Source organism: Leisingera sp. ANG-M7 (assembly GCF_000813965.1).
Classification (GTDB): domain Bacteria; phylum Pseudomonadota; class Alphaproteobacteria; order Rhodobacterales; family Rhodobacteraceae; genus Leisingera.
Map to the genome: position 1 here is coordinate 32496 of NZ_JWLI01000008.1, position 23735 is coordinate 56230.

Below are 23735 nucleotides of genomic sequence, written 5' to 3' on the forward strand. Positions count from 1 at the left end.
CCTGCACCATCCCCTGTGCGAGCCGCGTGCTTACCAGGTGCGGTGCTTCTTTGACTTCATTAACTGTATTGGAGGGGCAGGGGTGACTCTCTTGTGCCATGGGCAGGCCTTGTCGCAAGACCAGGTCGTGGCCGCCATTTATGAAACGATGATCCGGCCGGAGCAATTCGACCGTTTCATGTCCGGTGCGCAGGACGGCCCTGGCACACCTGCGGCGGGCAGAATGCCGCAAGGTCGTCGGCCTGTTCTGCAGGCGCATTTTGCCCGGGCGGCTGAGATCCAGGAGCAGCAGTGGCAGCGGGCAGGGCGGCCGCACCCGGGAGCCTATTCCGGCAGCTGCAGCCGGTTCTGGCTGCTGGCGGAGGCGCGCCCGGATGGCGGTCTTCTGAACGCCTCGCAGCGGGCGGCACGCCTATTGACCGGCAATGGCCCGCTGCCTTTTGCGCTGGGATTGACGCAGGCGGCGGCTGAGCTGTGGCAAAGCTACCTCGAAGACGTGCGCTGCGGAGCCTTTTCCTGGCGGGACGTGCTGCTGCTGGCGTCCCGCACCTCCGGCGAGCAGTTCCTGTGCCGTCCAGTGCGCCTGAGCGGTCCAGATGCTTCTGTTGCAGTCATGGCAGAGCGACTGGACGGGGTGCTGACGGCGGAGGCGGCTGTCCCGGTTGCCGCAGCGCTGGGCCTGCAGGAGGCGGATTTCGCGCCTCTGAAAGACACGGAGCATAGCCCGGGCGGCAAGGTGGACGGCAGGCTGGAACAGGCTGCGGGCCAGGCCGGTGCGCCCGGCCCGGCAGAGCTGATCCGGTTGGCGGTTTTTCTGATGAATGAGCACAGCCGGGACCTGGCAGTATCGCGGGGCGAGGTGCTGCCGCCCTCTGGCACCTATGAGGACAGTGCCGGTCAGCGCTCCCAGTACTTCCGGCTTGGGGCGGAGACCGGCCAGCCGGTGATTTTCGTGCATGGCATGCTGGACGGGATTGCGCCGCTGCAGCGCTTGCAGCCGCAGTTGCGGAAACTGGGTTTCAGGGTCTATGCGCCGATGCGCCGCGGCTATGGCGGCTCGGTGCCGCTGAAACGCGGAGAGGACCCCGCGGAAGCTTTTGTGCAGCAGCTGATTGCCCTGATGGCGCATGAAAACCTGCAGCGTCCGGTGCTGCTGTGCCATCGCGGCGGGGCGCTTTACGGTTTTATCGCAGCCAGCCGCCTGGACAGCCGGATTGCCGGTTTGGTGGCCGCCGCCTCAAATTGCGCCATCAGTTCGCCGCGGCAGTTTTCAGGCCTCAGCGGCTATGCATGGCTGGTTGCGCTGGCCGCCACGCGCGCCAACTGGATGCTGCCTGTGCTGATGAAGGGCTGGGCGGCAGCACTGCGCTGGTATGGGCACAAGACGCTGTTGCATATACAGACCCGCAGCGGCAGCAAGGAGCGGGCGCGGCTGTCGCAGCTGGACTTGTTGCAGCTGCTTCAGCAAAGCCAGGTTCTGTTCCAGAAGCAGGGCGGCGCGGGGTTCATGGCCGATGTGCAGATGCTGAGGCAGGGGATCCGGACCGGCATGCCGGCCCGGGTGCCGCGTTCCGTGTTCGTGCACGGTGGAGAAGACCACGTGGCGCCGCTCTCTGCAGTCCGCGAGATGCTGCACGGGTGGCCGGATGCCCGGCTGTGCATCAGCCAGGAAGCGGGGGCGCTGCTGTTTTATAACTTCCCTGAACTGGTGCTGACGGCGCTGCAGGATCTCACTTCTGCCTCTGACGGCTAAGGTCAGCTGCCGAAGACCTGTTTGAAACTGCGCTTCAGGGCGACATCCACGTCGGCCATGGTCACCGGCAGGCCCAGGTCCACGAGACTGGTCACCCCGTATTCGGTGATCCCGCAGGGCACGATGCCGGTGAAATGCTCCAGGTCCGGCTCGACGTTGATCGAGATGCCATGGAAGCTGACCCATTTGCGCAGCCGGATGCCAATGGCGGCGATTTTGTCTTCGGCGGTGCCGCCTGAGAGGGTAAGGGGTTTTTCCGGGCGTTCGACCCAAACGCCAACCCGGCCATCGCGGATATGGCCTTTGATGTTGAATTCATCCAGGGCGGCAATCACCCAGGTTTCCAGCTGCTGCACAAACCGGCGCACGTCATGCCCGCGCGCGCCGACATTCAGCATCACATAGACGACCCGCTGGCCCGGCCCGTGATAGGTATACTGGCCGCCGCGCTTGCTCTCGTAGACAGGGAAACGTTCGGGATCTGTCAGGTCTTCATGCTTGGCCGAGGTGCCGGCCGTGTAAAGCGGGGGGTGTTCAACCAGCCAGATGCATTCCTCCGCCGATCCGGCAGCAATTGCCGCGGCGCGCTCTTCCATGAAGGCAACCGCTTGATCATAATCGACTAAACCGTCTGAAGTGATCCACTCAACCATGCTTGCTGCAGTCCTTTTACATCCCGCCAGGGGCTTACCGGCGGAATTGGCGGGAAAACCCTAGGTGCTAACGCTGCCTGTGGAGTATCCTGATTCCGTAGCGAGTATCCATAGGGGGCGAGTATCATGTTTTCCAAGCCGCTCAAACCGGCCCTGACAGCCGCATTCCTGGCGACATCCGTAACCGGACCCGCAGCCGCGGACGAACTGGGGGCCGCCATAGCCGGCGCCGTCATTGGCGGTGTTATTGTCAACGAAGTTCACAAGAATAAGCAGCGCCGCCGCGCTGCCACAACCTACAGGCGCGCGCCAACCTATTCCGCAGCGCGTGCCGAAAACCGCGAGACCCAGGTTGCGCTCAATTATTTCGGTTTCAACGCCGGCACACCGGACGGGGTGCTGGGGCGGAGGTCGCGCGCAGCGATCACCCAGTACCAGGTGCATATGAGCTACCCGGCCACTGGTCATCTGACCCCCTACGAGCGCAATTTCCTGGTCAGTTCCTATAACCGTGCCCAGGTAGGCGGCCCGCAGGTCATCAAGGCGATGCAGGGCCCGCAAGGGGTGCGCGGCGTACTGCACACTTGGCGGGATGAGGCCGCTGGCATCCGCGCTCCTGGCAGCACCTATGCCAGCGGCGGCTACGGCGGGCTGCCGCCGGAAGTCAGCCACGCAGTGGATGAGATCGCCGCCAGCTCCGAGCCGACCGGGGAGCAGCTGCTGCAGCGCACCGGGTTCATGCAGCTTGCCGACCTGAACGGGGACGGGCGCAACGACTATGTGCTGGACACCTCTGTTTCCGGCAGCTCGTTCTGGTGCGGTGCTTCCAACTGTTCGGTGATGGTCTTTGCCTCGACGCCGCAGGGGTATCAGCGCAATGACTTCCTGGCCCGCGGTGTGACCCCGGCCAGTTTCGCCTGCCATCAGGGCACGTGCCGGATGACAGATACGGGAGCAGAAGAACCGGTGCAGGCGGCTCAGCAGAACCGGAGCACCGTTATGGCCTTTGCCGGGCAGGAAAGCGCAGCCCTGGGCGGCATCACCCTGTTTGATCAGCAGGAGCAGAGCGCCTCGCTCACCAGCTATTGCAGCAAGGTGAGCCTTCTGACCAGTTCGAACGGCGGGTTCATGACGGCAGACAGCATGAACGACCCGGAGCTGGCGCTGGGCGAGCAGTTCTGCCTGGCCCGCACCTATGCAATCAATGCCGGCGAAGCCCGGGCTGGCAAGGTCGCAGGCGCGTCGCAGTCGCAGATCGACAGCCAGTGCGATGCTTTTGGTCCCGCCTTGAAACCCTATCTGGCCAAGCTGGGCACTGCGGGCAGCGGCGAAGTGATGGGGGACGTGCAGAAGTTCGTTCTGCAATCGGGCATGTCGCTGGATCAGCTGTCCAATACGGCCGGGATCTGCCTGTTCTCCGGCTACCGGCGTGATGACATGGATGTGGCTCTGGGGTCAGCCTTGATTTTGGCGGGAACCGGCCAGCGCCCCTATGCCGAACTGATCGGCCATCACCTGGCGTTGGGCTTTGGCGCGCCGAATGCGGTGAAGAAGGCGCAGGAATGGTACAGCATGGCGGTGATTGCGCTTGAGAGCGGCGCCGAACCTGTGTTCGCGCCCGGCCAGCCGGGCCGCGCGGAACTGATCAGGGCAGCCTCGACTGAGCTGGCCGGCGGCCGGGTGCAGCCGGTTCAGGCCTCTGGCGGGGCATCTGCTTTGCCTTCTTTCAACAGTGAGTGAGCGACTGATCCCAACTTCGTGAAGAAATGGGAAGGCCGGCATTTCTGTCGGCCTTTTCTGTGCCGCCTCACCGGCCCCCGAAATTTTCAAATGTTTGTTTGGTGCAGTGCGGTTTTAGACGCTACCCGCTTGCTGCGGATATTTCTCAAAGCATGAGTTGATGTGCTCCCCATGCAGTTTATGGATGTGTTTCATTAGGGGTACGCGTCTAAAACCGCTTTGCCTGCGCCCGGCTGCCTTGGCTGAGCGAGCCGGGCTGACCCTGTATCAGCTGGCCAAGCAGGCAAGCCGGGATGTGCAGGATCTGGCGGCATATGTGGATCACGATCAGCTCCCCGCCTGTTATGACCAAATGTCAGGCGAGATTGTGCTGTGCCGCCAGATGGCTTCCCGGGGCAACTGAGTGCGCCCTTTGATCTTCTGCAAGCTGGAGGGCAACCCGAAAAACCGGCTGTTCTCCGCCAGTTGGCAACCCAAAACCGCAGCTGCGATATTCTGCGCAAAAAACACGATTTTCGGCTTCACATCGCATCCGGGCTGGTCTATACGCCGCTACACCAAGCCTAAGACAGTGCGGTCGTGGCGGAATTGGTAGACGCGCAGCGTTGAGGTCGCTGTTCCTTAACCGGAGTGGAAGTTCGAGTCTTCTCGACCGCACCATCATCTTCCTGAAAAGTTTTGCTGTATATCGGCGCCCTGTGTTCTGCGGGGGTATGCCTGTTGCGCTTATATCAGCCATGCGGTCTCTTGCAGTCCGCCTGAGGCGTTTGACGGTTCCGGCACCCGGGTTCGCAGAGTATAAGGAAACCGCCCCTTCATCTGTAGGCGGGGCCAAGAATTTCGCGATGTGAAGCAGCAGTATGTCCAGTCCAGTTCCCGGGAAGTGCAGCGGTCAAGTTCTTGAACGTGAATTCAGCGCGCTGTCAGTGGCTGGAGAGGATCTGCTGGATGCTGTGCAAATGGCTGGTCCGGCAGCAAGCGCGGCCCGGCTGTTTTTCCGGTCCGGAACACCGCGGGAAATCGTTGCAACCTTGTCCTCGCGCACCGAAGCGGTGCTGCATAATTTCGGCGGCGCTCCGGTTCTGGATGTTCCGGCCGGCAGTGCGTTAAGTCTCGCTGCTGACGGGGGGGAGCTTCCGATACCGCTCCATCCGGACGAGACCGGCCTGTTTGCCGGGCAGAATGTCCTTGCCGCGGTCCGCAACGGGGAAAATGCTGAAACGGCCGCGGATTGGCTGCGCTTTCATGTCTCTCAGCACGGCATGCAGGGGGCCGTTATCCTTGACCGGGCGCGGCCGCAGGACAGCCGCCGTTTCATCCGGGATCTGAGCGAGCACGCTGGCAGTATCCCGGGGCTTGGCAAGGTTGTTGTCATCCATTCGAAGCTGCCCTTGGGCAAAGCGGGGCTGCCGCCTGAGGCGCATCCCTTCAACGTGCCGGGCGCGCCGGGCAAGGACCGGATGGAAATCCCGCCCGCGGATCCCTGGCAGGCGCCGCTGGGGGAATTCCTGATCTACGAGATCCTGCGGGCGCGGTTCCTGGCGCGGGCGCGTGCGGTGGCAAACATCGATCTCTTCGACCTGCTGGCTGCGTCTGACGGGCCGAATGTGTTTGACCGCGCCGTAGCAGCCCCTTCAGGCTGCCTGCGCCTGGGCGGGGTGCAGGCCTATCCCTGGCGAGTGCGTAATGGCGAGGAGCCCGCTTTTGCCGATCATATCTGCACCCAGTTCGATGCTGCGGGCCTGCGGCCGCGCTGGTGTTTGGCGCCTGCCAAGGCAGGGGCAAATTGCATCTGGCGCCTGATCCGTGTGGTTGGCGCGGAGCCGGATCCCGAACACGTCGCCCGGTTCTACCGCTGCATGGCGCTGCGCCACCCGGCGGATACGGTTTCCAGGATCGTGCCGAAAACAAGCCTGGTGGAGACCCCGGAACTGCTGGAGCTGGCAACAGGGTATTTCAACGCCAAACCCGTCCGCATTCCCGAAGAGCAGGCGGTTCAGCGCCCTGGCGGCAAGGCGAGAACCGCGATTGTCACCACGATGAAGAACGAAGGGCCCTTCATACTGGAGTGGCTGGCCTATCACCGGGCAATCGGGGTGGATGACTTCCTCATTTACACCAACGATTGCACCGATGGCACCGACACGATGCTGCAGATGCTGCAGGAGAAGGGCATCGTGCAGCACCGCGAAAACCCGTTCCGGGGCACGGATCTGAAGCCGCAGCACGCAGCGCTGCAGGCGGCGGAGGAAGAACCGTTGATCCGCAATGCCGATTGGCTGGTCTGCATGGATGTAGACGAGTTTATCAACATCAAATGCGGCGAGGGGCGGCTGGCGGATCTGTTCGAGGCGGTCGGTGAAGCCAACATGATCTCGATGACCTGGCGGCTGTTCGGCAACAATGATGTGCGCGACTTTACCGGCGATCTGATCACCCGGGAGTTTACCCGCTGCGCGCATGAGGTCACCCGCAAGCCGCATCAGGCCTGGGGCTTCAAGACGCTGTTCCGCAACACCGGCATCTTCAAGAAGCTGGGGGTGCACCGGCCCAAGGGCCTGAAGCCGCAACTGTGGGAGGATATCCGCTGGGTCAACGGGTCCGGCCAGGACATGCCGCGGGAAATGTTCCGCAATGGCTGGCGTTCCTCGATGAGCACCTACGGTTACGACCTGGTGCAGCTCAATCACTACGCCGTGCGCAGCGCCGAAAGCTTCCTGGTCAAGCGCGACCGCGGCCGGGTCAATCACGTCGACCGCGACCAGGGGCTGTCCTACTGGTTCCGGATGAACAACAACGCCGAGGAGGAGCGCTCGATCCAGCGCATGATCCCGGCGCTGGAGGCAGAGATGGCGCGGCTGCTGGCGGATCCGGAGATTGCCGCGGCGCATGAGTATTCCAGCCGCAAGCACCGCGAGAAGATCGAAGAGCTGAAACCCCGCGATGACATGCTGGAGTTGTTCCGAGAACTGACCAGCGAAAAGCTGTGCAAACTGTCCCGGATGCATGCGCATTTTGGCGCCAATGTCTTTCTCAGCGGTCCGGGCGTGATTCCGGACGAAGTTGCGGAAAAGGAACCGGACAGCGATTTCTGGTTCACAGTAGCGCGCGGCGAGACCACACACTAGGGCCTCCGGCCCTGGGCAATTTGACAGGTTTTTGAGTCGAAGGCTAATTTGCGCCAACAAAATAACGCATTCAGGCGGTAGACGTAACGAGGATAACAAAGGGCAGGTATCATGGCACTTCCGGTCATCGCATCACTTTGGGTGGGCGCTGAGCTCAGCTGGCTGGAACAGCTTTGCCTGAAGTCCTTTGCCGATAACGGCCACGAGGTGGTTCTGTTCACTTACGATGAGGTCAAGGGCGTGCCGGAAGGTGTGCGGGTTGCGGATGCCAATGATATCCTGCCTGCGGATCGCATCATCCGCCATGCCAAGACCGGCAGCCCGGCCTACCATGCGGATGTCTTCCGCCTGCACATGCTGCGCCAGACGGATTATGTCTGGGCCGATACGGATGCCTATTGCTGCCAGCCATGGGACATCAAGGGCAAGCATTTCCATGGCTGGATCTCGGACAAGAAGCCGATGGTCAACAATGGCGTGCTGCGGTTGCCAAAGACCTCCAAGACACTGCAGGCGATGCTGAAATTCACCAGTGACGAATATCCCATCCCGCCCTGGTACAGCGCGGAAAAACAGGCCGAGCTGCAGGCCCTGAAGGATGCGGGGCAGGGCGTGCATGTGTCGCTGCTGCCCTGGGGTGTCTGGGGACCGGATGCGCTGACCTGGTTCCTTCAGGAAACCGGCGAGATTTCAAACTCGAAGCCCGGCCATGTGATCTATCCTGTGCCGTTCAAACAGGCTGGGGTGGTGCTGAACCCGAACCGCCGCAATCAGGCCGCCAAGCATATCCGCAGCGACACCCTGTCGATCCATTTCTGGGGACGGCGGTTCCGCAATATCGCCGCCAAGTACGGTGGCGTGCCGCCGGAGGGCTGCTATGTGCATGAGCTGCTGGCGAAACACGGGATCAATGCGGAAGAAACCCGCCATCTGCTGCAGCCCGCACCGGAAACTGAGGTATCCATGACACACGAAATCGATCCAGCGACGCTGGATTTCTCCATGTTCAGCGACCAGGATGTGGCCAACATCCTGTTGCAGCGAAGCGAGCTTGCCAGTTCGGGGCAGACCATCCGGGACTGGCTGGCGGGCGATGAACAGCTGCTGCTGGAAGAAGCCAGAACGCAGAGGGAGCATATCCTGCACGAGTCGATCCGCATCGCGGAACGGGAGTGCCAGTTCTTTCTGAAATCAGCCGATGCGATAGCGCCGAAGCGCTCGGCAGACATCGGCTGCGGATACGCCTTTGCCAGCCTTGTGCTGCACCGGCGTTACGGCTGCGACGTTGTCCTGATTGATATCGAAGAGGGCAACAGCCGCCATTTCGGGTTTGAGGGAGAAGGCGCGGGATACACCAGCCTGGAAACCGCGCGGGCCTTCCTGGAAGGCAACGGCGTGCCGGCGGAACAGATCACTTGCATCAACCCCAAGTCGCAAGATACGGCGGCGCTGGGCGGTTTCGATCTTGTGATCAGCCTTGCCTCCTGCGGGTTCCACTATCCGGTTGGCACCTATGACAGCCTGTTCCGCAGCCAGATCAATGACGGCGGCGGCATTGTTCTGGATATCCGCAAGGGATCGGGCGGCATTGGCGCGATGAAAACCTACGGTGCGGTCGAAGTGCTTGCAAAACATGGCAAATACTCCACGGTCCTGACCCGGGCCGGGCAGGGCGCGTGAAAGGTACGGGAGCGTTAACCTTTTGCTGTTATGTGACGGCAATGGTTTGCGCTCTTGCGGCGCTTCGCTTCGGTTCCGGCGGGCAGCAGGCTGGAGCGCGAAGCTGTCTGGAGAACACAGGAAGGCGGATGAAGACATATGCTGACCGGTGAATTCGACTTCAGAACAGTGCTGCCGGAGCTTGATGCTGACGACGTCGGCAGTGTTGCAGATATCAACGGGCAGGCGCCGGAACTGTGTGTCCTGCTGCATCACAGGTTCGGCTGCCGCATCGATCTGGTCTGCCTTGACCGCAAGGGCAGGTCCAGAACACCCGAAGCATCGGAGCTGCAAACCTGGCTTTCCCGGCTCGAACAGGGCGGGGTTGACCGGGAGGCCATCGAAATCGCTGAGGGCGGGGATGAAAACCGCCAGTACGACGTGATCCTCGCGCTGAACAGCTTTGGCGTCCGGCACAAGATCCAGAACATCAAACCGCTGCTGGATGGCGCGTTGCACCCGCTGAGCCGGGTCGTGATCGAAATCCGTAAGGGGTCTGGCAGCTACCCGTTTCTGAAGGCCTATGGCGGCTGCAATACGCTGCTGGCGCCCGGGGCAGACAGCAACGGGCTGGCAGTCCTGTCCGCCGAACCTCAGGAGGTGCTCCCCCCCTCCGGTGAGTGGTCCAAGGTCGCCCGCGGGCTGGCCGGGGAAGAAGGTTTCTTTGACGAGCTTGAGGAGCATTCCTTTCTGTTCATGCCGCGCGGGGAAACGCTGGTGGTCACCTTCGACAATCTCGATATTGCGATGACCAAGCGGGACAACCGGCGGCCTTGGGGCTTCAGCTTCATCGAAGCGCAGGGCTGGTCGATGCTCGGTGTGATGGCCAACGGCTGGACCTGGTTCCGCCACCAGGAAGTCACCCGCAAGTTCGAGGAGTTGCGCGACAGCGGGTTCTTTCAGCAGTTTTCCCGCGTTGTGTTTTATGGCGCCTCGATGGGCGGCTATGCGGCAGCGGCCTTTGCCGCGGCCGCGCCGGGCTCCACTGTGTTTGCCATCAGTCCGCAATCCACCCTCGACAAGTCCCTCGTGCCCTGGGAAATGCGCTACAAAAAGGTTTGGGACCGGGACTTCTCCGGCCCCTTCGGCGACGCGGTGCAAGCCAGCCAGCAGGCAGGGGACGTGCATATCATGTTCGACCCTTACGTGGCGGCGGATGCGGCGCATGCGGCCCGGTTCACCGGCTCCAATGTGACGTTCTGGCGGTGCCCGCTTTTGGGACACCGGCTGGGGTCCTCGTTGCAGCAAATGGGCGTGCTGCAGGAGGTTGCCCGCGGCGCCATCGCCGGGGACCTGACGCCGCATCGCTTCCACCGTTTGCTGCGCAAGCGGCACGGCTTTCCCCGGTTCCAGCGAGAGCTTGCCAATCTGGCACTGGATCGCGGCCATCCGGGTCTTGCGAAACAGGTTTGCGCCTATATCTTGCGGCAGAGGGACGACCGGTTTTTCCGCCGGATGAAGGAACGGCTATGAGATGCGCAGAAGCCCATACGGCTGGCTGCAACCGCGCCGCTAAGAACAACCCGGGCAGAGGCCGGACAGGATAATGAGCCAGTCGAACACGGACATCCGGGATATTTCCCTGGCCTTCCACATAGGGGCGCCCAATACCGACAACGGCCAGCTGATCTGGTCGCTGCGAAAGGATGCGCAGCCGCTGCTGGACCGTGGTGTCATGATCCGCCGGCCCGGCACTTATATGACGGCGCTGAACCAGCTGATCCGCAAACAGAACAAGGAATTTGTGACTGATCAAGAGCGGGAGGCGCTGCTGGCGGGGCTGGTTAAGGATCAGGCGGTCTCGCGGATCATCCTGACCAATTCCGGCTTTCTGGGGATGCCGGGCTGGATGCTGCAGGGCGGGCGGCTGTACCGCAACGCAGGAAGCAATACTGCAGCCCTGCGCGGTCTGTTTCCCGGCAATCCTTGCGAGTTCTTCCTTGGCCTGCGCAACCCTGCCACCCTGATCGGTCCGGTGTTCAAGTCGCAGTCCGGCAGAACCTGGCGCGAGTTTGCGGGAGAAACCGACTTTTTGAACCTGCACTGGTCGGAAGTGGTTGAGGATATCCAGGAACGCAATCCAGGCTGCCGCATCACCGTCTGGTGCAACGAGGAAACACCGGTGATCTGGCCCAGCATCCTGGGCCATGTATCCGGCCTGGGGGACAGTTTCCGTTTCAGTGGCGAGCTGGACATTACACGCGGCATCATTTCCGAGGCAGGGTATGAGCGGCTGGAGACCTATCTGGCAAGCCGTCCCGGGCTCTCTGAGGACCAACGGGAGCGGGTGCGTGCGCTGTTCCTGAGTTATTTCCACGATGAGGAGGAGATCGAGGAGGAAATCGATCTTCCCGGCTGGTCGCAAGCGCTTGTGGACGACATGAGCGAGAGCTATGCGGCCGATGCTGAGCTGATCCGGCACATGCCGGGGGTCACTTTCCTGTCTTGAAGGCTGCGCGGCTGTATAGCGGCTTCATCAGGATCGCCGTCAGATACATCGGGATCTGGTAGCAGCCGAGGAAGATCAGCAGCGGATCGGTTGTGGCTGCGGGCAGGGCGATCAGGAAGAGCGCGAAGTTCCGGTTGCCGGCGACTACGGAGACTGGCACCGCGCCGCTGCCCGCACGGCGGCGCAAGACTGCAAACACCAGAACCTGGAGGCCAAGATTGGCCGCCAAAGCAAAGCACAGCCATTGCAGAACCTGCACTGGGTTTGCTCGCAGCGCAGGCCCCAGTGCTGCCATAAGCCCCACCACAATCACGGCAAGTGCAATCATGGTCAGCCCGTCGATGGCCCTGGCCTGATCCTCCCGAAGCTGCGGCAGGGTCAGGCGGCGCAGCAGGAAGGCTGCCGCCACGGTAAGGCCAATCGCTCCGATCAGCCGCCCCGCGGCGCGCAGCACCTCTCCCAGATCTCCCAGGCTGGGCGCCAGCAGGAACACCGGGATCACCGTCAGCGGCATCAGCGCGGTGCCGGTGATCAGCAGGCGGAGGGCCGGTTCCGGCGCGTGCCCCATAAGGGCGGTGATATTGGGGCTGCCGGTCACCGAGGGCGCGCTCAGCATCAGGATCAGCGCAACGGCGGCGGGGGTCTGGGCAACGCCGAACAACGCGGCGACCCCCAACGCCAGCAGCGGCAGGGCGACTTGCAGCATGGCAATGGCCTTCAGCGTGCCGATGCCGTCGGCCAACCCGCCTGCAGCCTTGCGCAGGCCGATCCGGTAGGCGTTCAGAAACAAAAGCCCAGCCACCATTTCCGGCAGCCAGGGCTGAAGGGCGGAGGCAACGCCGGGCAGCAAAAGCCCGGCCAGAAGCCCCAGGACCAGTGCGGCCCGCCCGTGCCGGGCGGCAAAGGCGAGCGCACGGAGCATGAGGCTAGACCGGTCCCGGCCTGAGGTTGTTCGGCAGGTAAGTCGCCAACTCCGGAAAGGCGATCAGCACAAACACCATCAGCACCATGATCAGGAACATCGGGATCGCAGCACGGGCGATATAGCTCATCTCGTGGTGGGTCATACCCTGCATCACAAACAGGTTGAAACCGATCGGCGGGGTAATCTGGGCCATTTCAACCACCACCACGATGAAGATGCCGAACCAGATCAGGTCAATGCCCGCCTGGCGGATCATCGGCTCTACCACCGCCATGGTCAGCACCACCGAGGAGATGCCGTCGAGGAAGCAGCCCAGCACAATGTAGAACACCAGCAGGACCATCAACAGCTCCAGGCGCGACAGCTCCCAGCCGGCAATGAGGTCGGCGAGGCCCCGTGGCAGGCCGGTAAAGCCCATCGACAAGGACAGGAAGGCGGCGCCTGCCAGGATCAGGGCAATCATCGCGCTGGTGCGGGTGGCGCCCATCAGGCTCTCGGTGAAGGTCTTCCAGTTCAGAGAGCCTTGGCCAAGCGCCAGCAGCAGCGAGCCGATGACCCCGAAGGCGGCCGCCTCGGTTGCGGTGGCAAAGCCCAGGTACATCGAGCCGATCACCACGATGATCAGCGCAATCACCGGCGCCAGGAAGCGGGAATTCTTGACCTTCTGCGCGAAAGTCAGCTTGTCTTCCTGGTCAGGGTTCCAGTCCTTGCCGACTTTGGAGTAGATCGCCACGTACCCCATGAACATCGCCGCCAGCACCAGGCCCGGCAGGATGCCTGCAAAGAACAGCTTGGTGATCGATTCATTGATGGTGACCCCATAGACGATCAGCGTCAGCGAGGGCGGGATCATCAGGCCCAGGGTGGCCGCGCCGGTCAGGGTGCCGATCACCATCTTCTCAGGGTAATTACGCTTGCGCAGTTCCGGAATCGACATCTTGCCCACCGTGGTCAGCGTCGCGGCAGAGGAACCGGAGACCGCGGCAAACACCGTGCAGCCGACGATATTGGTGTGCACCAGCCCGCCGGGCAGGGGCGCCATCCAGGGGGAGAGGCCCTTGAACATGTCCTCCGATAATCGCGTTCGGTACAGGATTTCCCCCATCCAGATGAACATCGGCAGTGCCGTCAGAGTCCAGCTGGAGGAGGCCGACCAGATGGTGGTCAGCATCACATCGCCCACAGGCCGTGTGGTGAACAGTTCCATGCCGACCCAGGCCACGCCCATCAGCGCCAGGCCGACCCAGACGCCGGTGCCCAGAAGCGTGAACAATACGAAGAGAAAAAGGATGATGACTGAGATGTTTTCCATGTGCCCTTACTCCGCGTGGCTCTGATCTTCGAGATCCCGGGTGATGCGGTGGTCGCCGCGGAAAATCACGTGGACCAGGTGGTCGGTGAGGGCGATGGCCAGGATGACCGCACCGATCAGCATGGCGCTTTGCGGCATCCACAGCGGCGTGCGGTCCTGGCCCTGGCTGACGTCGTTGAACTTCCAGCTCCAGTAGACAAAGCGGTAGGCGTAATAGCAGAAGTACCACATCACCGCGGTGCCGATGCCAAAGCACCAAATCTCCAGCACCCGGCGAAAGCGCTCAGGCACCGCATTCAGCAGGATCGACACCCGGATATGGCTGCCGCGGTTCAGCGCATTGGCAAAGGCCAGGAATGACGCCGCCGCCATCGCATAACCTGCGTAATCCGGCGCGCCGGGGAAGACCTCACCGGTCCAGCGGGCCAGCATCTGGACAACGATCAGCCCCAGAATGGCAATCAGGCAGAGGGCGGCCAGCACCCCCGCAGTGAGATAAAGCCCGTCCAGGGCGCGTCTTAGCATCAGCATGGTTTTTGTCCCGTGTATAGCAGGCTGGGCATTGGCACCTCATAGCCTTGGGGGGTCTGGTAGGGCTGCACGGCGGCGTTGATCTCACGGCGCAGCTGATCCTGCACATCCGGGTCCTGCGCTTGCACGATCAGCGGCACCCGGACGCCAAAGTTCAGGAAGAATTCAAAGAAGTCGGGGCCATTTGCCAGCAGCACAGTATCCAGCCGCCGGGTCTCAACAGCGTCAAACCCCGCATTCCGCAACATGCCCTGCGCCGCTGCCGGGTCCGATAGCGCATAGGCATCCGGGGCCGGATCCGCACGGGTCATGTCGGCCACTCTGGGGATGATCGAAAACAGCATCCGGTAGAGGTCCGACTCTTCGGGGGCCGCCCACTGGCTGAAGGAAAACCGCCCGCCCGGCACAAGCACGCGGCGGGCTTCAGACAGCGCAAGGGCAGTGTCGCTGACGTGAAACAGGCCCATGTTGTTACTGACGGCATCAAAGCTTGCTTCGTCAAAGTCCAGCGCTTCGGCATCGCCTTCCTGAAAAACGGTGCCGGGAAACCGGGCCTTGGCCTGCGCTATCATCGCAGGGGCAAAGTCTATGCCGCAGGCTTCGCAGCCAAGCGCCGAAGCCGCCGCCGCGACGTTTCCGGTGCCGCAGGCAACATCCAGCAGCCGCATCCCGGGGCGCAGGCGCAAGGCGTCCAGCATTGCCGGGGCGATCTGCAGCGTCGCCAATGCGGTGTGGCTTTCATACACAGCGGCACGTTCGTTCCAGCCGCTGCGTTCTGCGTCTTTGAAGGAAGAGTAATCCATGGTGCCTCGCGGAGGCGGCGCCGGTGCCAGCGCCGCCATTGGACCGCCTGTTACTCGGCGCGGAAGGCGTCGACGATGGCCTTGCCCTCGTCCCCGGCCGCTTCCAGCCATTCATTGGTCATGGTGACGCCGATTTCCTTCAGCTCGCCCACCATCTGGTCAGAGGCCGGACCCACGGTCATGCCGCCATCGCGCAGGCCTTGCAGGGTGAAACCGGTGTATTCCTTGGCGCGCCAGTTGCCTGCGTACTCGGCCAGCTTGGCGCAGCCTTTGATCACGTTCTGGTTGGCCTCGGAGGTGCCGTTCCAGATATCGGAGTTCACGAACACATAGTTGCGCGGCAGCCAGGCATCCACTTCGTAGAAATAGTTCAAGCTTTCCCAGACCTTGCGGTCATATCCGGTGGAGCCCGACGACACCATCGAGTCTGCCACGCCGGTGGCAAAGGCCTGGCTGATCTCAGCCGCCTCTATGGTCACCGGCAGCATGCCTGTCAGCTCTGCCAGGCGCGAGGTGGCGTTGTTGTAGGAGCGGAACTTGATGCCTTTCATCTCTGCGACCGAGTTCACCTCGTTCTTGAAGTAGAGGCCCTGCGGCGGCCACGGCACGGCATAAAGCAAGGTCAAATTCTGCTCTGCCAGCAGCTTTTCGATTGCAGGCTTGGCCGCTTTCCACAGCTTGTCGCTGTCATCAAAGGAGGTCGCCAGGAACGGGATCGAGTCAAAGCCAAAGAGCGCGTTTTCGTTCTGGTGGCCGGACAGCAGCCGCTCGCCAATGGGGGCCTGGCCGGTCTGCACCGCACGCTTGATGTCGGCGCCCTTGAACAGCGATCCCGACGGGTGGGTCTTGATCTCAACTTCGCCGCCAGTGCCGGTGGTCACACACTCGGCAAACTCCGCACCCGTGGCAGAGTGGAAGTTGGACGCCGAATAGGCCATCGGCATGTCCCATGTCTCTGCCGCGGCGGGCAGGGCGGCAGCTGCGGTCAGCGCGGTGGCGGCCAGCAGTTTGGTCAGTTTTTTCATCATGTTCTCCCTGTTGTGGTTGCGGCCCCTTATGGGGCACTGGTTGGTATCAGATCGCGTATCGCGCTGGGGCATAGGCGCTCATATCCATGTTCGGGGTGCGGCCCGAAATCATCTGCGCCAGCAGGCGCCCGGTTTTGGGCCCGCCAGTGAGGCCGATGTGATGGTGGCCAAAACCCACATAGGCGCCGGACAGGCCGGGGACTTCGCCGATCAACGGGATCGAGTCCGCCGGTGCCGGGCGGGCGCCCTGCCATTCCACTTCCCGTTTCCAGGTGACACCCGGCAAGATGCGGCGCGCGTTCCTGTGCAACAGCTCAAGCGGGCCTTTCGACGGCCCGGCCTCCAGCCCCCCGAATTCCACAATACCTGCAATCCGGATCCGTCCCTCCATCGGGGTCACCACGCATTTCGCTGCTGCCACCATCACGGGCGCCTTGGGCATCGCCGAAGGCTCCCACAATTCAAGATGATAGCCGCGTTCTGCTTCCAGTGGTACGGAAATTCCCAGTTTCTCAGCCAGCGGTTTGGACCACACGCCAGTGGCCACCACAACCGCGTCGCATGGGAAGGTCTCGCCGCCTGCGCGCACGCCGGTCACCTTGCGGTTCTCGCGGGCCACATCGGTTACAAAGGCCTGGATCAGCCGGCCGCCATTTGTGGTGACATGCGCCGCCAGATCCTTCACGTATTGGCCGGGGTCGGTGATGATCCCGTGATCCTTCAGCCGGGCTGCAAAGGTGATGTCCTCGGAATAGATACTGTCATAGGCACGGAAGTCCGCACCCTCCAGCTCACCCCAGCGGAAACCGTGTTTCCGGCGCAGCCCCCAGCCAAAGGCATCCTCGCCGAAATGCGCGCGGTCATTGTAGAGGAACAGGTAGTCCGAGGGCCTCAGGTGCCGCTCCGCCCCGGTGCCCGCCGCCAGTGCCTGATGATCCGCAAGCGAATCCCCCACGATGGGCGCCAGCGCGGCGGCAATGCGGGCGGTGTCCGCTGCATTGGCATGGCTCATGTATTTCATCAGCCAGGGTGCCAGCTTGGGCAGGTAGCCCCAGCGCATGAACAAGGGCTGGTTCGCATCCAGCAGCATCTTCGGCGCCTTCTTCCACAGCCCCGGACCCGTCACCGGCACGATGGAGCAGGAGGCTAGAATGCCGCCGTTGCCGTGGCTGGTGCCTTCGCCCGGTCCCTTGCCGTCAATCAGGATCACCTGATGCCCGTCGCGCTGCAGTTCAATCGCTGCCGAGACGCCGACAATGCCGGCGCCGATGATGGCAACGGTTTTCTTTGTTTCGCTCATGCCGCGACCTTCTTGGAGACCGCGTAACGGTTCAGCTTCTCAACATCCGGCTTGATGCCTAAACCAGGCCCGTCCGGCACCACCACCTGGCCATCTTTGACCTGGAAGGGCGCCTCCAGAATGTCCTCCTTCAGGAAGTAGCTCGCCTGGTAGAACTCGCAGCCCAGCCGGATCTCGGGCGTCGCGGCAATCATGTGGGTGCCTGCAAGATGCGCCACCCCCGCCTCGAACATGTCGCCGCCATAGGCCGACAGCCCGTTTGCCGCCGCAATCCGGGCCACGGTCTGACCGCGGCTGAGGCCGCCGGATTTCATGATCTTGACCGAAACGCCGTCGCAGATGCCCTCGCGCGCGGCCCGCACCATGTCCTCCGGGCCAAAGACGCTTTCGTCTGCCAGCAGCGGCACATCGATCATCTGCCGCAGCTTGGCCATCATGGCAAAGTGGTGGTACCGCACCGGCTGCTCGATGAAATCCGGCTTGAACTCCGCCACATCGCGGACCTGCGCTGGCGCGTCCTCGATGCTGAGGCCCTGATTGTAATCCACCCGCACCCGGAATTCGGGGAAGTCCCTGGCAATCCGCTCCAGCCGCAAGATGTCAAAGGCATGATCCTTGAACCCGGTCTTCAGCTTGATCAGCCCCACCTTGTCCGTCCGCAGCCGTTGAAGAAGATCAATGTCCTTCCCGAAATCCGGATCGGCAATCGAGCAGCTGAGCGGGATGGTGTCGCGGCACTTGCCGCCGATCAGCGCCCAGACCGGCACCCCGGTGATCCGCCCGGTCAGATCCAGCAGGGCGGTTTCCAGCGCCGCCTTGGCTTCGGTGCAATGGGCCACCGCCTTGGCCGCATCTTCTATGATCGCGGCACGGTCGGCGACCCGGCGGCCCTCCACCAGCGGCCGGATGTAGCGGTCGAGCGCTGCCAGGCTTGCCTCCGGCGTGCCGGTGAACACGGACCAGGTTGACGCCTCGCCAAACCCTTCGGCGTCGCCCTCGCTGCGCAGGCGCAAGATGATGACCTCACAGGAGCCTTCCACAGACCCGATCCCGTGGTCGCGGCGCGACGTTACGGGTAGCGCAAGATGCCACAGGTCCATCCCGGCAATCTTTTGTTCCAGCACTTTGATCGTCCTCCCAGGTGCGGGGAAAGCGTGCCTTGACTGAAACATCATTACCAATACAAAGAATTGGACAAGATATCATTTTAAATGATGGGGCGATATGTCTCTCCGTTTCCGCCAGCTGCAGGCCTTTCACGCCATTGTTGAAACCGGCACCGTCACCGGTGCGGCGGAGCAGCTGGGAATTTCCCAGCCTGGCATTTCAAACCTGCTTTACCAGCTGGAACGACAGACCCGCCTGAAACTGTTTGAGCGCAGCAAGGGCCGTCTGATCCCAACACCTGAGGCAGGCGTGCTGTTTCAGGAAGTCGACACCGTTGTGCGCGGGCTGGACCACGTGGCGCAGGCGGTCACCGACCTGCAGAACAAACAGGCAGGCCAGCTGCAGGTGGCGTCGCAGCATTCCCTGTCCTTCGGCTTCATGCCTGCGCTGATCGCCCGCTTTGCCCGCTCGCGTCCGGATATGTCGATTTCCTTTCAGGCGCAGTATTCGCTGAAGATCCAGGAGTGGGTCATCGCCGGCCTGTTTGAGATCGGCGTCTGCGAGATGCCGCTGGTGCACGACGGGTTGGAAGTGCATCCGGTCAGCGTCGAAACCCGGCTGGCAATACCCGCTGGCAGCCCGCTGGCAGAACATGAGGTTCTGACGCCCGAATTGCTGGAGGGCGTACCGTTTATCGTCATGGGCCCTGATCACATGACCCACCGCCGCACCCGCGAAGTGTTCCAGCAGGCAGGCATTCCACTGAAAACCAGGGTGCATTCGCATCTGTTCAAGAACCTCCTCAGCTTCGTGCAGGAGGGGATGGGCGTCTCAATCCTGGATCCCTTCGTGCTGGATTTCGAGACCGGCGGTGGTTTTGTGTCCCGCCCGTTCCAGCCGAGGATCATGATGGATATGGCCGTGATTACCTCCAAGTCGCGTCCGCTGTCAGCGGTGGGGCAGGAGTTCCTGGCGCTGCTGAAACAGGAGCTGGCGCCCTATTCAGCAACCGCCTCCTGAACCCGTTTCAATATTGTATGCAGCTTCGAATTCAATATTGCCAGGCAGAGGGCGCTGCTCTAACTTGCACGGCGGAGTGAACACACGGCGGTAACATGGCCAAACGCGAAAGCAATGTGGATAGGGTCTATGAGGCGCTGCGCCGGATGGCGGCGGATTTTGCCTTCAAGCCTGATCAGCGGATCAATGAAAGCGCTTTGTCTGAGGTACTGGGCGCCAGCCGCACGCCGCTGCGCGAAGCGCTGAACCGGCTGGTGGCCGAGGGCTTCCTGACCTTTCAGAACAACCGAGGTTTCTTTTGCCGCCCCCTGACCCCCAGCTACATCATGGACCTCTACGAGGCACGGGTGGCAGTGGAGTGTGAAGCCACCCGGCTGGCCTGCACCCGGGCGTCCGACGAGGACATCGCAGCGCTGGCGGACTACCTGAACCGGATGGAGCCGGAGTACGAAAGCGCCACCGATCCGGAAGAACTGCTTTCGATGGACGAAAGCTTCCATGCCCGGCTGGCGCAGCTGTCGGGCAACAGCGAGCTGCAGCGCATCCTGAACAACCTCAACGGCCGCATCCGCTATATCCGCCTCATTGACCTCAAGCGGCTGCGCGACCGGGCCGGGGGCAAGGCGCCGGGCGACATCTCGGCCCACCGCCAGATCGTCGAGGGCATCGCCACCCGCAATACGGAGGCTGCCGTATCAGCCATGCGCAGCCATATCGAGAAACGCCGGGAGGAGGCGACGGAAGCCGTCCGCATCGCCTTTTCCCAGCTTTATGTCCCGGACGAGTAGGGGATTCACATGGAACACGGCGGCAAGACGGTTTTTGGCGCGGCGGTTGGCATCCTGATGCTGGAAACCCGCTTTCCCCGCATCCATGGCGACATGGGCAACGCAATGACCTGGGACTTCCCCGTCCACTACAAGGTCGTGCGCGGCGCCAATCCTGAGAACGTCGTGCGCGGCAACCCCAAGGAGCTTATCGACCTGTTTGTCGAAGCGGGGCGTGACTTGGTGGCCATGGGGGCCGATGGCATCACCACCAACTGCGGTTTCCTGGCGCTGATCCAGGATGAGGTGAAGCAGGCGCTGGGCGTGCCGGTGGCGACATCCTCGCTGATGCAGGTGCCGATGGTGCAAAACCTGCTGCCCGCGGGCAAGCGCTGCGGTATTCTGACGATCTCCAAGGCGACGCTGACGCCCGCCCACCTTGTTGCCGCAGGTGTTGCGCCGGATACGCCCATTGCCGGCACAGACGGCCTGCGCGCCTTTACCCGCGACATCCTGGGCGATGCGCCCGCAATCGACTTCGAGGCTTGCCGCCTCGACATGATCGACGCTGCCCGCGCGATGGTGGCGGACATACCGGATCTGGGCGCCATCGTGCTGGAATGCACAAATATGGTGCCCTACGCCCGCGACGTGAGGAAAGCGACCGGCCTGCCGGTGTTCTCGATCCATTCCTTCATCAACTGGTTTCAGGCCGGTCTGCTGCCCAAAGGATTCCCGCTGGAACTGGATGATCCCCGGTTTTGAAGGCGGTAACCATTAGTTGAATATTTCCTAACGAAATCTGAAGGATAAGGTCAGTCTTGTTGCCCGAATGTTTCGCGCGCGAAACATTTAGACAGAACTGCTGACCTTTTATTTCAACTCAATACCAGCAGCCAGAACCACACGGTCAGAATGCTGGCCCCGGTGGCAATCAGCACCGAGGACGCCGCCACCCGTTTGGCCCGCCCGTACATATTGGCGAAGATATAGCCGTTGAACCCGGTTGCCATTGCCGCGTTCAGCACACCCGACCGGAACAGGTCCTGCGGCAGCGCCAAGGCCGAACCCAGCGTCCAGACAATCGCCGGATGGATCATCAGCGAGGTGAAGCAGACAAACAGGATTGCCCGCATATCGCCTTCGGGGCGGTACTTCACCAGCACGCCGCCAAGCGCAAACAGCGCGCAGGGCAGGGCGGCGCGGATGATCAGCGACAGCGCCTCATCCACCACCAGCGGAATCGAAAACCCGGAAAGGTTCACCGCAAACCCGGCGGCTATGCCCAGAATCAGAACATTCCGGAACATTGCGTTCAGCACCGAGGTCAGGGTTTTGATCCCGCCCGCGCTGCGGTTGCGCACAAATTCCATCGCGGTGATGCCGACGCCATAGCAGAACGGTGAGTGGAAGGCGATGATCGCATAGTTGCCGGTCAGGTTCTCCGGCCCGAACGCGCGTTCGGTAATCGGCAGCCCAAGCAGAACCGAGTTGGAGAACAAGCAGCAGAAGCCGATGGCAATGCAGTCCTCCCACTCCCGCTTGAACAGGATGCGGGCGCCGAACACACCGATCAGAAAGCAGGTAAAGGCGCCGGTATAGAAACTGCCCAGCAGCCGGGGATCGAAACTGGCCGACAGGTCCAGTTCCGCCATGGCCTTGAACAGCAGGCAGGGGATCGCAAAGCCTTGCGCAAACTTCATTACGCCTTCGATGTGATCCTGGTTCAGCACACCCCGCGCCGTCGCGGCATAGCCTGCGCCGACAACCAGGAACACCGGCAGGATGACATCAATCAAGCTTTGAAACACTGGGCGGCCTCAAATTTCGCAAATGAAAAAGGGCGCTTTTATGCGCCCCTTCAGATCTCCATCCGGATCACCATGCCGTCATAGGCGGGCGTGATGTGCTCTGGTGTCTCGGCATCGATGGTCGCGTAGTCCATGTCGATGTGCATGTTGGTGATGATGCCGCGCTTGGGCGCCATCCGTTCAAACCAGTCCAGCGCGTCCTGGTAGCTGAAATGCGTCGGATGCGGGGTCCGGCGCAGCCCGTCCAGGATCCAGACGTCCAGCCCCTCCAGTTCCGGCAGAGCGGCATCCGGGATTTCCTTCACATCCGGCAGATACACCAGTCCGCCGATGCGGAACCCCAGCGCGTCGATGGAGCCGTGGTTCACTTCAAACGGGCGGAACGGGATTTCGCCGCCTGGCCCGTCGATGGAGAACGGTCCGCTGATGCTCTTCAGGTCCAGAATGGGCGGGTAGGGGGAGCCGTCGGGCTGCGCAAAGGCATAGCCGAAGCGGTTCAGCAGGTCGTTCTGGGTCGGCCCGTCTGCATAGACGGGGATGCGCTGGCGCATGTTGAAATAGACCATGCGCAGATCGTCGACGCCGTGCAGATGATCGGCGTGGGAATGGGTGTAAACCACCGCATCCAGCCGGCCCACCTCAGCATCCAGCAGCTGGTTGCGCATGTCCGGCGGGGTGTCGATCAGCACCGAGGTTGTGCCGCCCGCATCAATGCGCTCCACCAGCATCGAGCAGCGGCCGCGGCGGTTCCTGGGGTTCTTTGGATCGCAATCTCCCCAATGGCCGCCAATCCGCGGCACCCCGCCGGAGGAGCCCGAGCCAAGGATGGTGAAACGCATCTCAGCCATCAGGCGGCGGCCTCATAAGCTGCTGCCTTCCAGAACAGGCGGTCGAAATTGGCCTGTGTCTGCGCGGCAAAGGCGGCGTAGTCCATGCCGAACACCTCAGCCCCCACCTTGCCGGTAAAGGCCGTGTATGCGGGTTCGTTGCGCTTGCCGCGGTAAGGCGGCGGCGCCAGATAGGGCGCGTCGGTTTCCAGCAGGATGCGTTCCACCGGGGTGGCGGCAAAGATATCGCGCAGCTCCTGGCTCTTGGGGAAGGCGGCAATGCCGGACATCGACAGGTAGAACCCCAGATCCAGCGCGGCCTTTGCCAGCTCAGCTGAAGAGGAGAAGCAGTGCATCACGCAGGAATAGGCGCCGTTCTTCATCTCCTCACCCAGGATGCGCGCCATGTCTTCGTCGGCGGCGCGGGCGTGGATGATCAGCGGCAGGCCGGTTTCGCGGGCGGCGGCAATGTGAATGCGCAGGGATTCCTGCTGCACCTTGGCGCTGTCGGCGGTGTAGTGGTAGTCGAGACCCGTCTCGCCAATGCCGACAAACTTCGGGTGTTTGGCCAGCGCCACCAGCTCATCCACCGAAACCAGCGGCTCGTCCGCGGCGCTCATCGGGTGGGTGCCAGCGGCGTAGAACACCGGTGCGTGGGCTTCGGCAATCGCGCGCACGGACGGTTCGTTCTTCATCTTGGTGCAGATCGTCACCATACGGGTGACGCCGACCTCAGCGGCGCTGGCGATCACCTCATCCAGGCGGCCTTCGAAGTCCGGAAAGTCCAGGTGGCAATGGCTGTCCGTTATCTGTGGGGGCGTCTCGGTCATTTGTCCTCTGGTGCCGCTTGCACCGCGCCAAA

The 23735-nt window shown here is 62.4% G+C and carries 21 protein-coding genes and 1 tRNA gene; 11 read left to right on the plus strand and 11 right to left on the minus strand.

The window, feature by feature from the left end; translation table 11 throughout:
* Nucleotides 1-82: 82 nt before the first annotated feature.
* The gene (locus RA26_RS12200) at nucleotides 83-1753 is read left to right on the plus strand and encodes an alpha/beta hydrolase (RefSeq protein ID WP_241482638.1); all 1671 of its coding nucleotides are present in this window, start codon (nucleotides 83-85) and stop codon (nucleotides 1751-1753) included.
* Between the two features lie 2 nt (nucleotides 1754-1755).
* On the opposite strand, the gene lipB is transcribed toward RA26_RS12200, so the two are convergent.
* Nucleotides 1756-2436, minus strand: coding sequence for a lipoyl(octanoyl) transferase LipB (lipB, locus tag RA26_RS12205; RefSeq protein ID WP_275041641.1), 681 nt, complete (start codon nucleotides 2434-2436; stop codon nucleotides 1756-1758).
* 96 nt (nucleotides 2437-2532) lie between these two features.
* Between lipB and RA26_RS12210 the strand changes: the two genes are divergently transcribed.
* The 7 genes from RA26_RS12210 (at nucleotide 2533) to RA26_RS12235 (ending at nucleotide 11442) form a co-directional block, all read left to right on the plus strand.
* Complete coding sequence (locus RA26_RS12210) at nucleotides 2533-4146, plus strand: peptidoglycan-binding domain-containing protein (RefSeq protein ID WP_039184030.1); 1614 nt, start codon at nucleotides 2533-2535, stop codon at nucleotides 4144-4146.
* 238 nt (nucleotides 4147-4384) lie between these two features.
* The gene (locus RA26_RS22975) at nucleotides 4385-4549 is read left to right on the plus strand and encodes a hypothetical protein (RefSeq protein ID WP_193747610.1); all 165 of its coding nucleotides are present in this window, start codon (nucleotides 4385-4387) and stop codon (nucleotides 4547-4549) included.
* A gap of 170 nt (nucleotides 4550-4719) precedes the next feature.
* Nucleotides 4720-4806 (plus strand) — tRNA-Leu (locus RA26_RS12215).
* 200 nt (nucleotides 4807-5006) lie between these two features.
* Nucleotides 5007-7274 (plus strand): glycosyltransferase family 2 protein, encoded by a 2268-nt coding sequence (locus tag RA26_RS12220; protein WP_039184031.1) that lies wholly within the window; start codon nucleotides 5007-5009, stop codon nucleotides 7272-7274.
* Nucleotides 7275-7385: 111 nt separating this feature from the next.
* Nucleotides 7386-8954: a class I SAM-dependent methyltransferase gene (locus RA26_RS12225; protein ID WP_039184032.1), complete on the plus strand. Its 1569-nt coding sequence runs from the start codon at nucleotides 7386-7388 to the stop codon at nucleotides 8952-8954.
* Nucleotides 8955-9092: 138 nt separating this feature from the next.
* On the plus strand, nucleotides 9093-10466 hold the full coding sequence (locus RA26_RS12230) for a hypothetical protein (RefSeq protein ID WP_039184034.1): 1374 nt from the start codon (nucleotides 9093-9095) through the stop codon (nucleotides 10464-10466).
* A gap of 73 nt (nucleotides 10467-10539) precedes the next feature.
* A complete protein-coding gene (locus RA26_RS12235; protein ID WP_039184035.1) occupies nucleotides 10540-11442 on the plus strand; it encodes a hypothetical protein in 903 nt (300 codons plus the stop codon).
* On the opposite strand, the gene RA26_RS12240 is transcribed toward RA26_RS12235, so the two are convergent.
* The 7 genes from RA26_RS12240 to RA26_RS12270 are packed head-to-tail and all read right to left on the minus strand — an operon-like array spanning nucleotide 11426 to nucleotide 18465.
* A complete protein-coding gene (locus tag RA26_RS12240; protein WP_039184036.1) occupies nucleotides 11426-12364 on the minus strand; it encodes a hypothetical protein in 939 nt (312 codons plus the stop codon). The genes RA26_RS12235 and RA26_RS12240 overlap by 17 nt on opposite strands.
* Before the next feature lie 4 nt (nucleotides 12365-12368).
* Nucleotides 12369-13679 (minus strand): TRAP transporter large permease, encoded by a 1311-nt coding sequence (locus RA26_RS12245; protein WP_039184037.1) that lies wholly within the window; start codon nucleotides 13677-13679, stop codon nucleotides 12369-12371.
* Nucleotides 13680-13685: 6 nt separating this feature from the next.
* Nucleotides 13686-14210 carry a TRAP transporter small permease gene (locus tag RA26_RS12250; protein WP_039184039.1) on the minus strand — a complete coding sequence of 175 codons (525 nt, stop codon included), beginning with the start codon at nucleotides 14208-14210 and terminating at the stop codon, nucleotides 13686-13688.
* Complete coding sequence (locus RA26_RS22100; protein WP_193747611.1) at nucleotides 14204-15013, minus strand: class I SAM-dependent methyltransferase; 810 nt, start codon at nucleotides 15011-15013, stop codon at nucleotides 14204-14206. Before RA26_RS22100 ends, RA26_RS12250 begins: the two co-directional genes overlap by 7 nt.
* A gap of 50 nt (nucleotides 15014-15063) precedes the next feature.
* Complete coding sequence (locus RA26_RS12260; RefSeq protein ID WP_039184040.1) at nucleotides 15064-16038, minus strand: TRAP transporter substrate-binding protein; 975 nt, start codon at nucleotides 16036-16038, stop codon at nucleotides 15064-15066.
* Nucleotides 16039-16087: 49 nt separating this feature from the next.
* The gene (locus RA26_RS12265; protein ID WP_039184041.1) at nucleotides 16088-17341 is read right to left on the minus strand and encodes an NAD(P)/FAD-dependent oxidoreductase; all 1254 of its coding nucleotides are present in this window, start codon (nucleotides 17339-17341) and stop codon (nucleotides 16088-16090) included.
* Nucleotides 17338-18465, minus strand: a complete 1128-nt coding sequence (locus RA26_RS12270; RefSeq protein ID WP_446720175.1) for an enolase C-terminal domain-like protein — start codon at nucleotides 18463-18465, stop codon at nucleotides 17338-17340. The genes RA26_RS12265 and RA26_RS12270 overlap by 4 nt, the downstream gene beginning before the upstream one ends.
* A gap of 100 nt (nucleotides 18466-18565) precedes the next feature.
* Between RA26_RS12270 and RA26_RS12275 the strand changes: the two genes are divergently transcribed.
* From RA26_RS12275 to RA26_RS12285, 3 genes are all read left to right on the plus strand, one after another.
* Nucleotides 18566-19468 carry a LysR family transcriptional regulator gene (locus tag RA26_RS12275; RefSeq protein WP_039184043.1) on the plus strand — a complete coding sequence of 301 codons (903 nt, stop codon included), beginning with the start codon at nucleotides 18566-18568 and terminating at the stop codon, nucleotides 19466-19468.
* A 95-nt stretch (nucleotides 19469-19563) separates the two neighbouring features.
* Nucleotides 19564-20256: a GntR family transcriptional regulator gene (locus tag RA26_RS12280; RefSeq protein ID WP_039184044.1), complete on the plus strand. Its 693-nt coding sequence runs from the start codon at nucleotides 19564-19566 to the stop codon at nucleotides 20254-20256.
* Nucleotides 20257-20265: 9 nt separating this feature from the next.
* Entirely contained in the window at nucleotides 20266-21000 is a 735-nt protein-coding gene (locus tag RA26_RS12285) for an aspartate/glutamate racemase family protein (RefSeq protein WP_039184045.1), read from the plus strand.
* A gap of 113 nt (nucleotides 21001-21113) precedes the next feature.
* On the opposite strand, the gene RA26_RS12290 is transcribed toward RA26_RS12285, so the two are convergent.
* The 3 genes from RA26_RS12290 to RA26_RS12300 are packed head-to-tail and all read right to left on the minus strand — an operon-like array spanning nucleotide 21114 to nucleotide 23703.
* Nucleotides 21114-22046 carry an AEC family transporter gene (locus RA26_RS12290; RefSeq protein ID WP_039184046.1) on the minus strand — a complete coding sequence of 311 codons (933 nt, stop codon included), beginning with the start codon at nucleotides 22044-22046 and terminating at the stop codon, nucleotides 21114-21116.
* A gap of 50 nt (nucleotides 22047-22096) precedes the next feature.
* Nucleotides 22097-22894, minus strand: a complete 798-nt coding sequence (locus RA26_RS12295) for an MBL fold metallo-hydrolase (RefSeq protein WP_039184048.1) — start codon at nucleotides 22892-22894, stop codon at nucleotides 22097-22099.
* On the minus strand, nucleotides 22894-23703 hold the full coding sequence (locus RA26_RS12300) for a TatD family hydrolase (protein WP_039184049.1): 810 nt from the start codon (nucleotides 23701-23703) through the stop codon (nucleotides 22894-22896). The genes RA26_RS12295 and RA26_RS12300 overlap by 1 nt, the downstream gene beginning before the upstream one ends.
* Nucleotides 23704-23735: the final 32 nt, after the last annotated feature.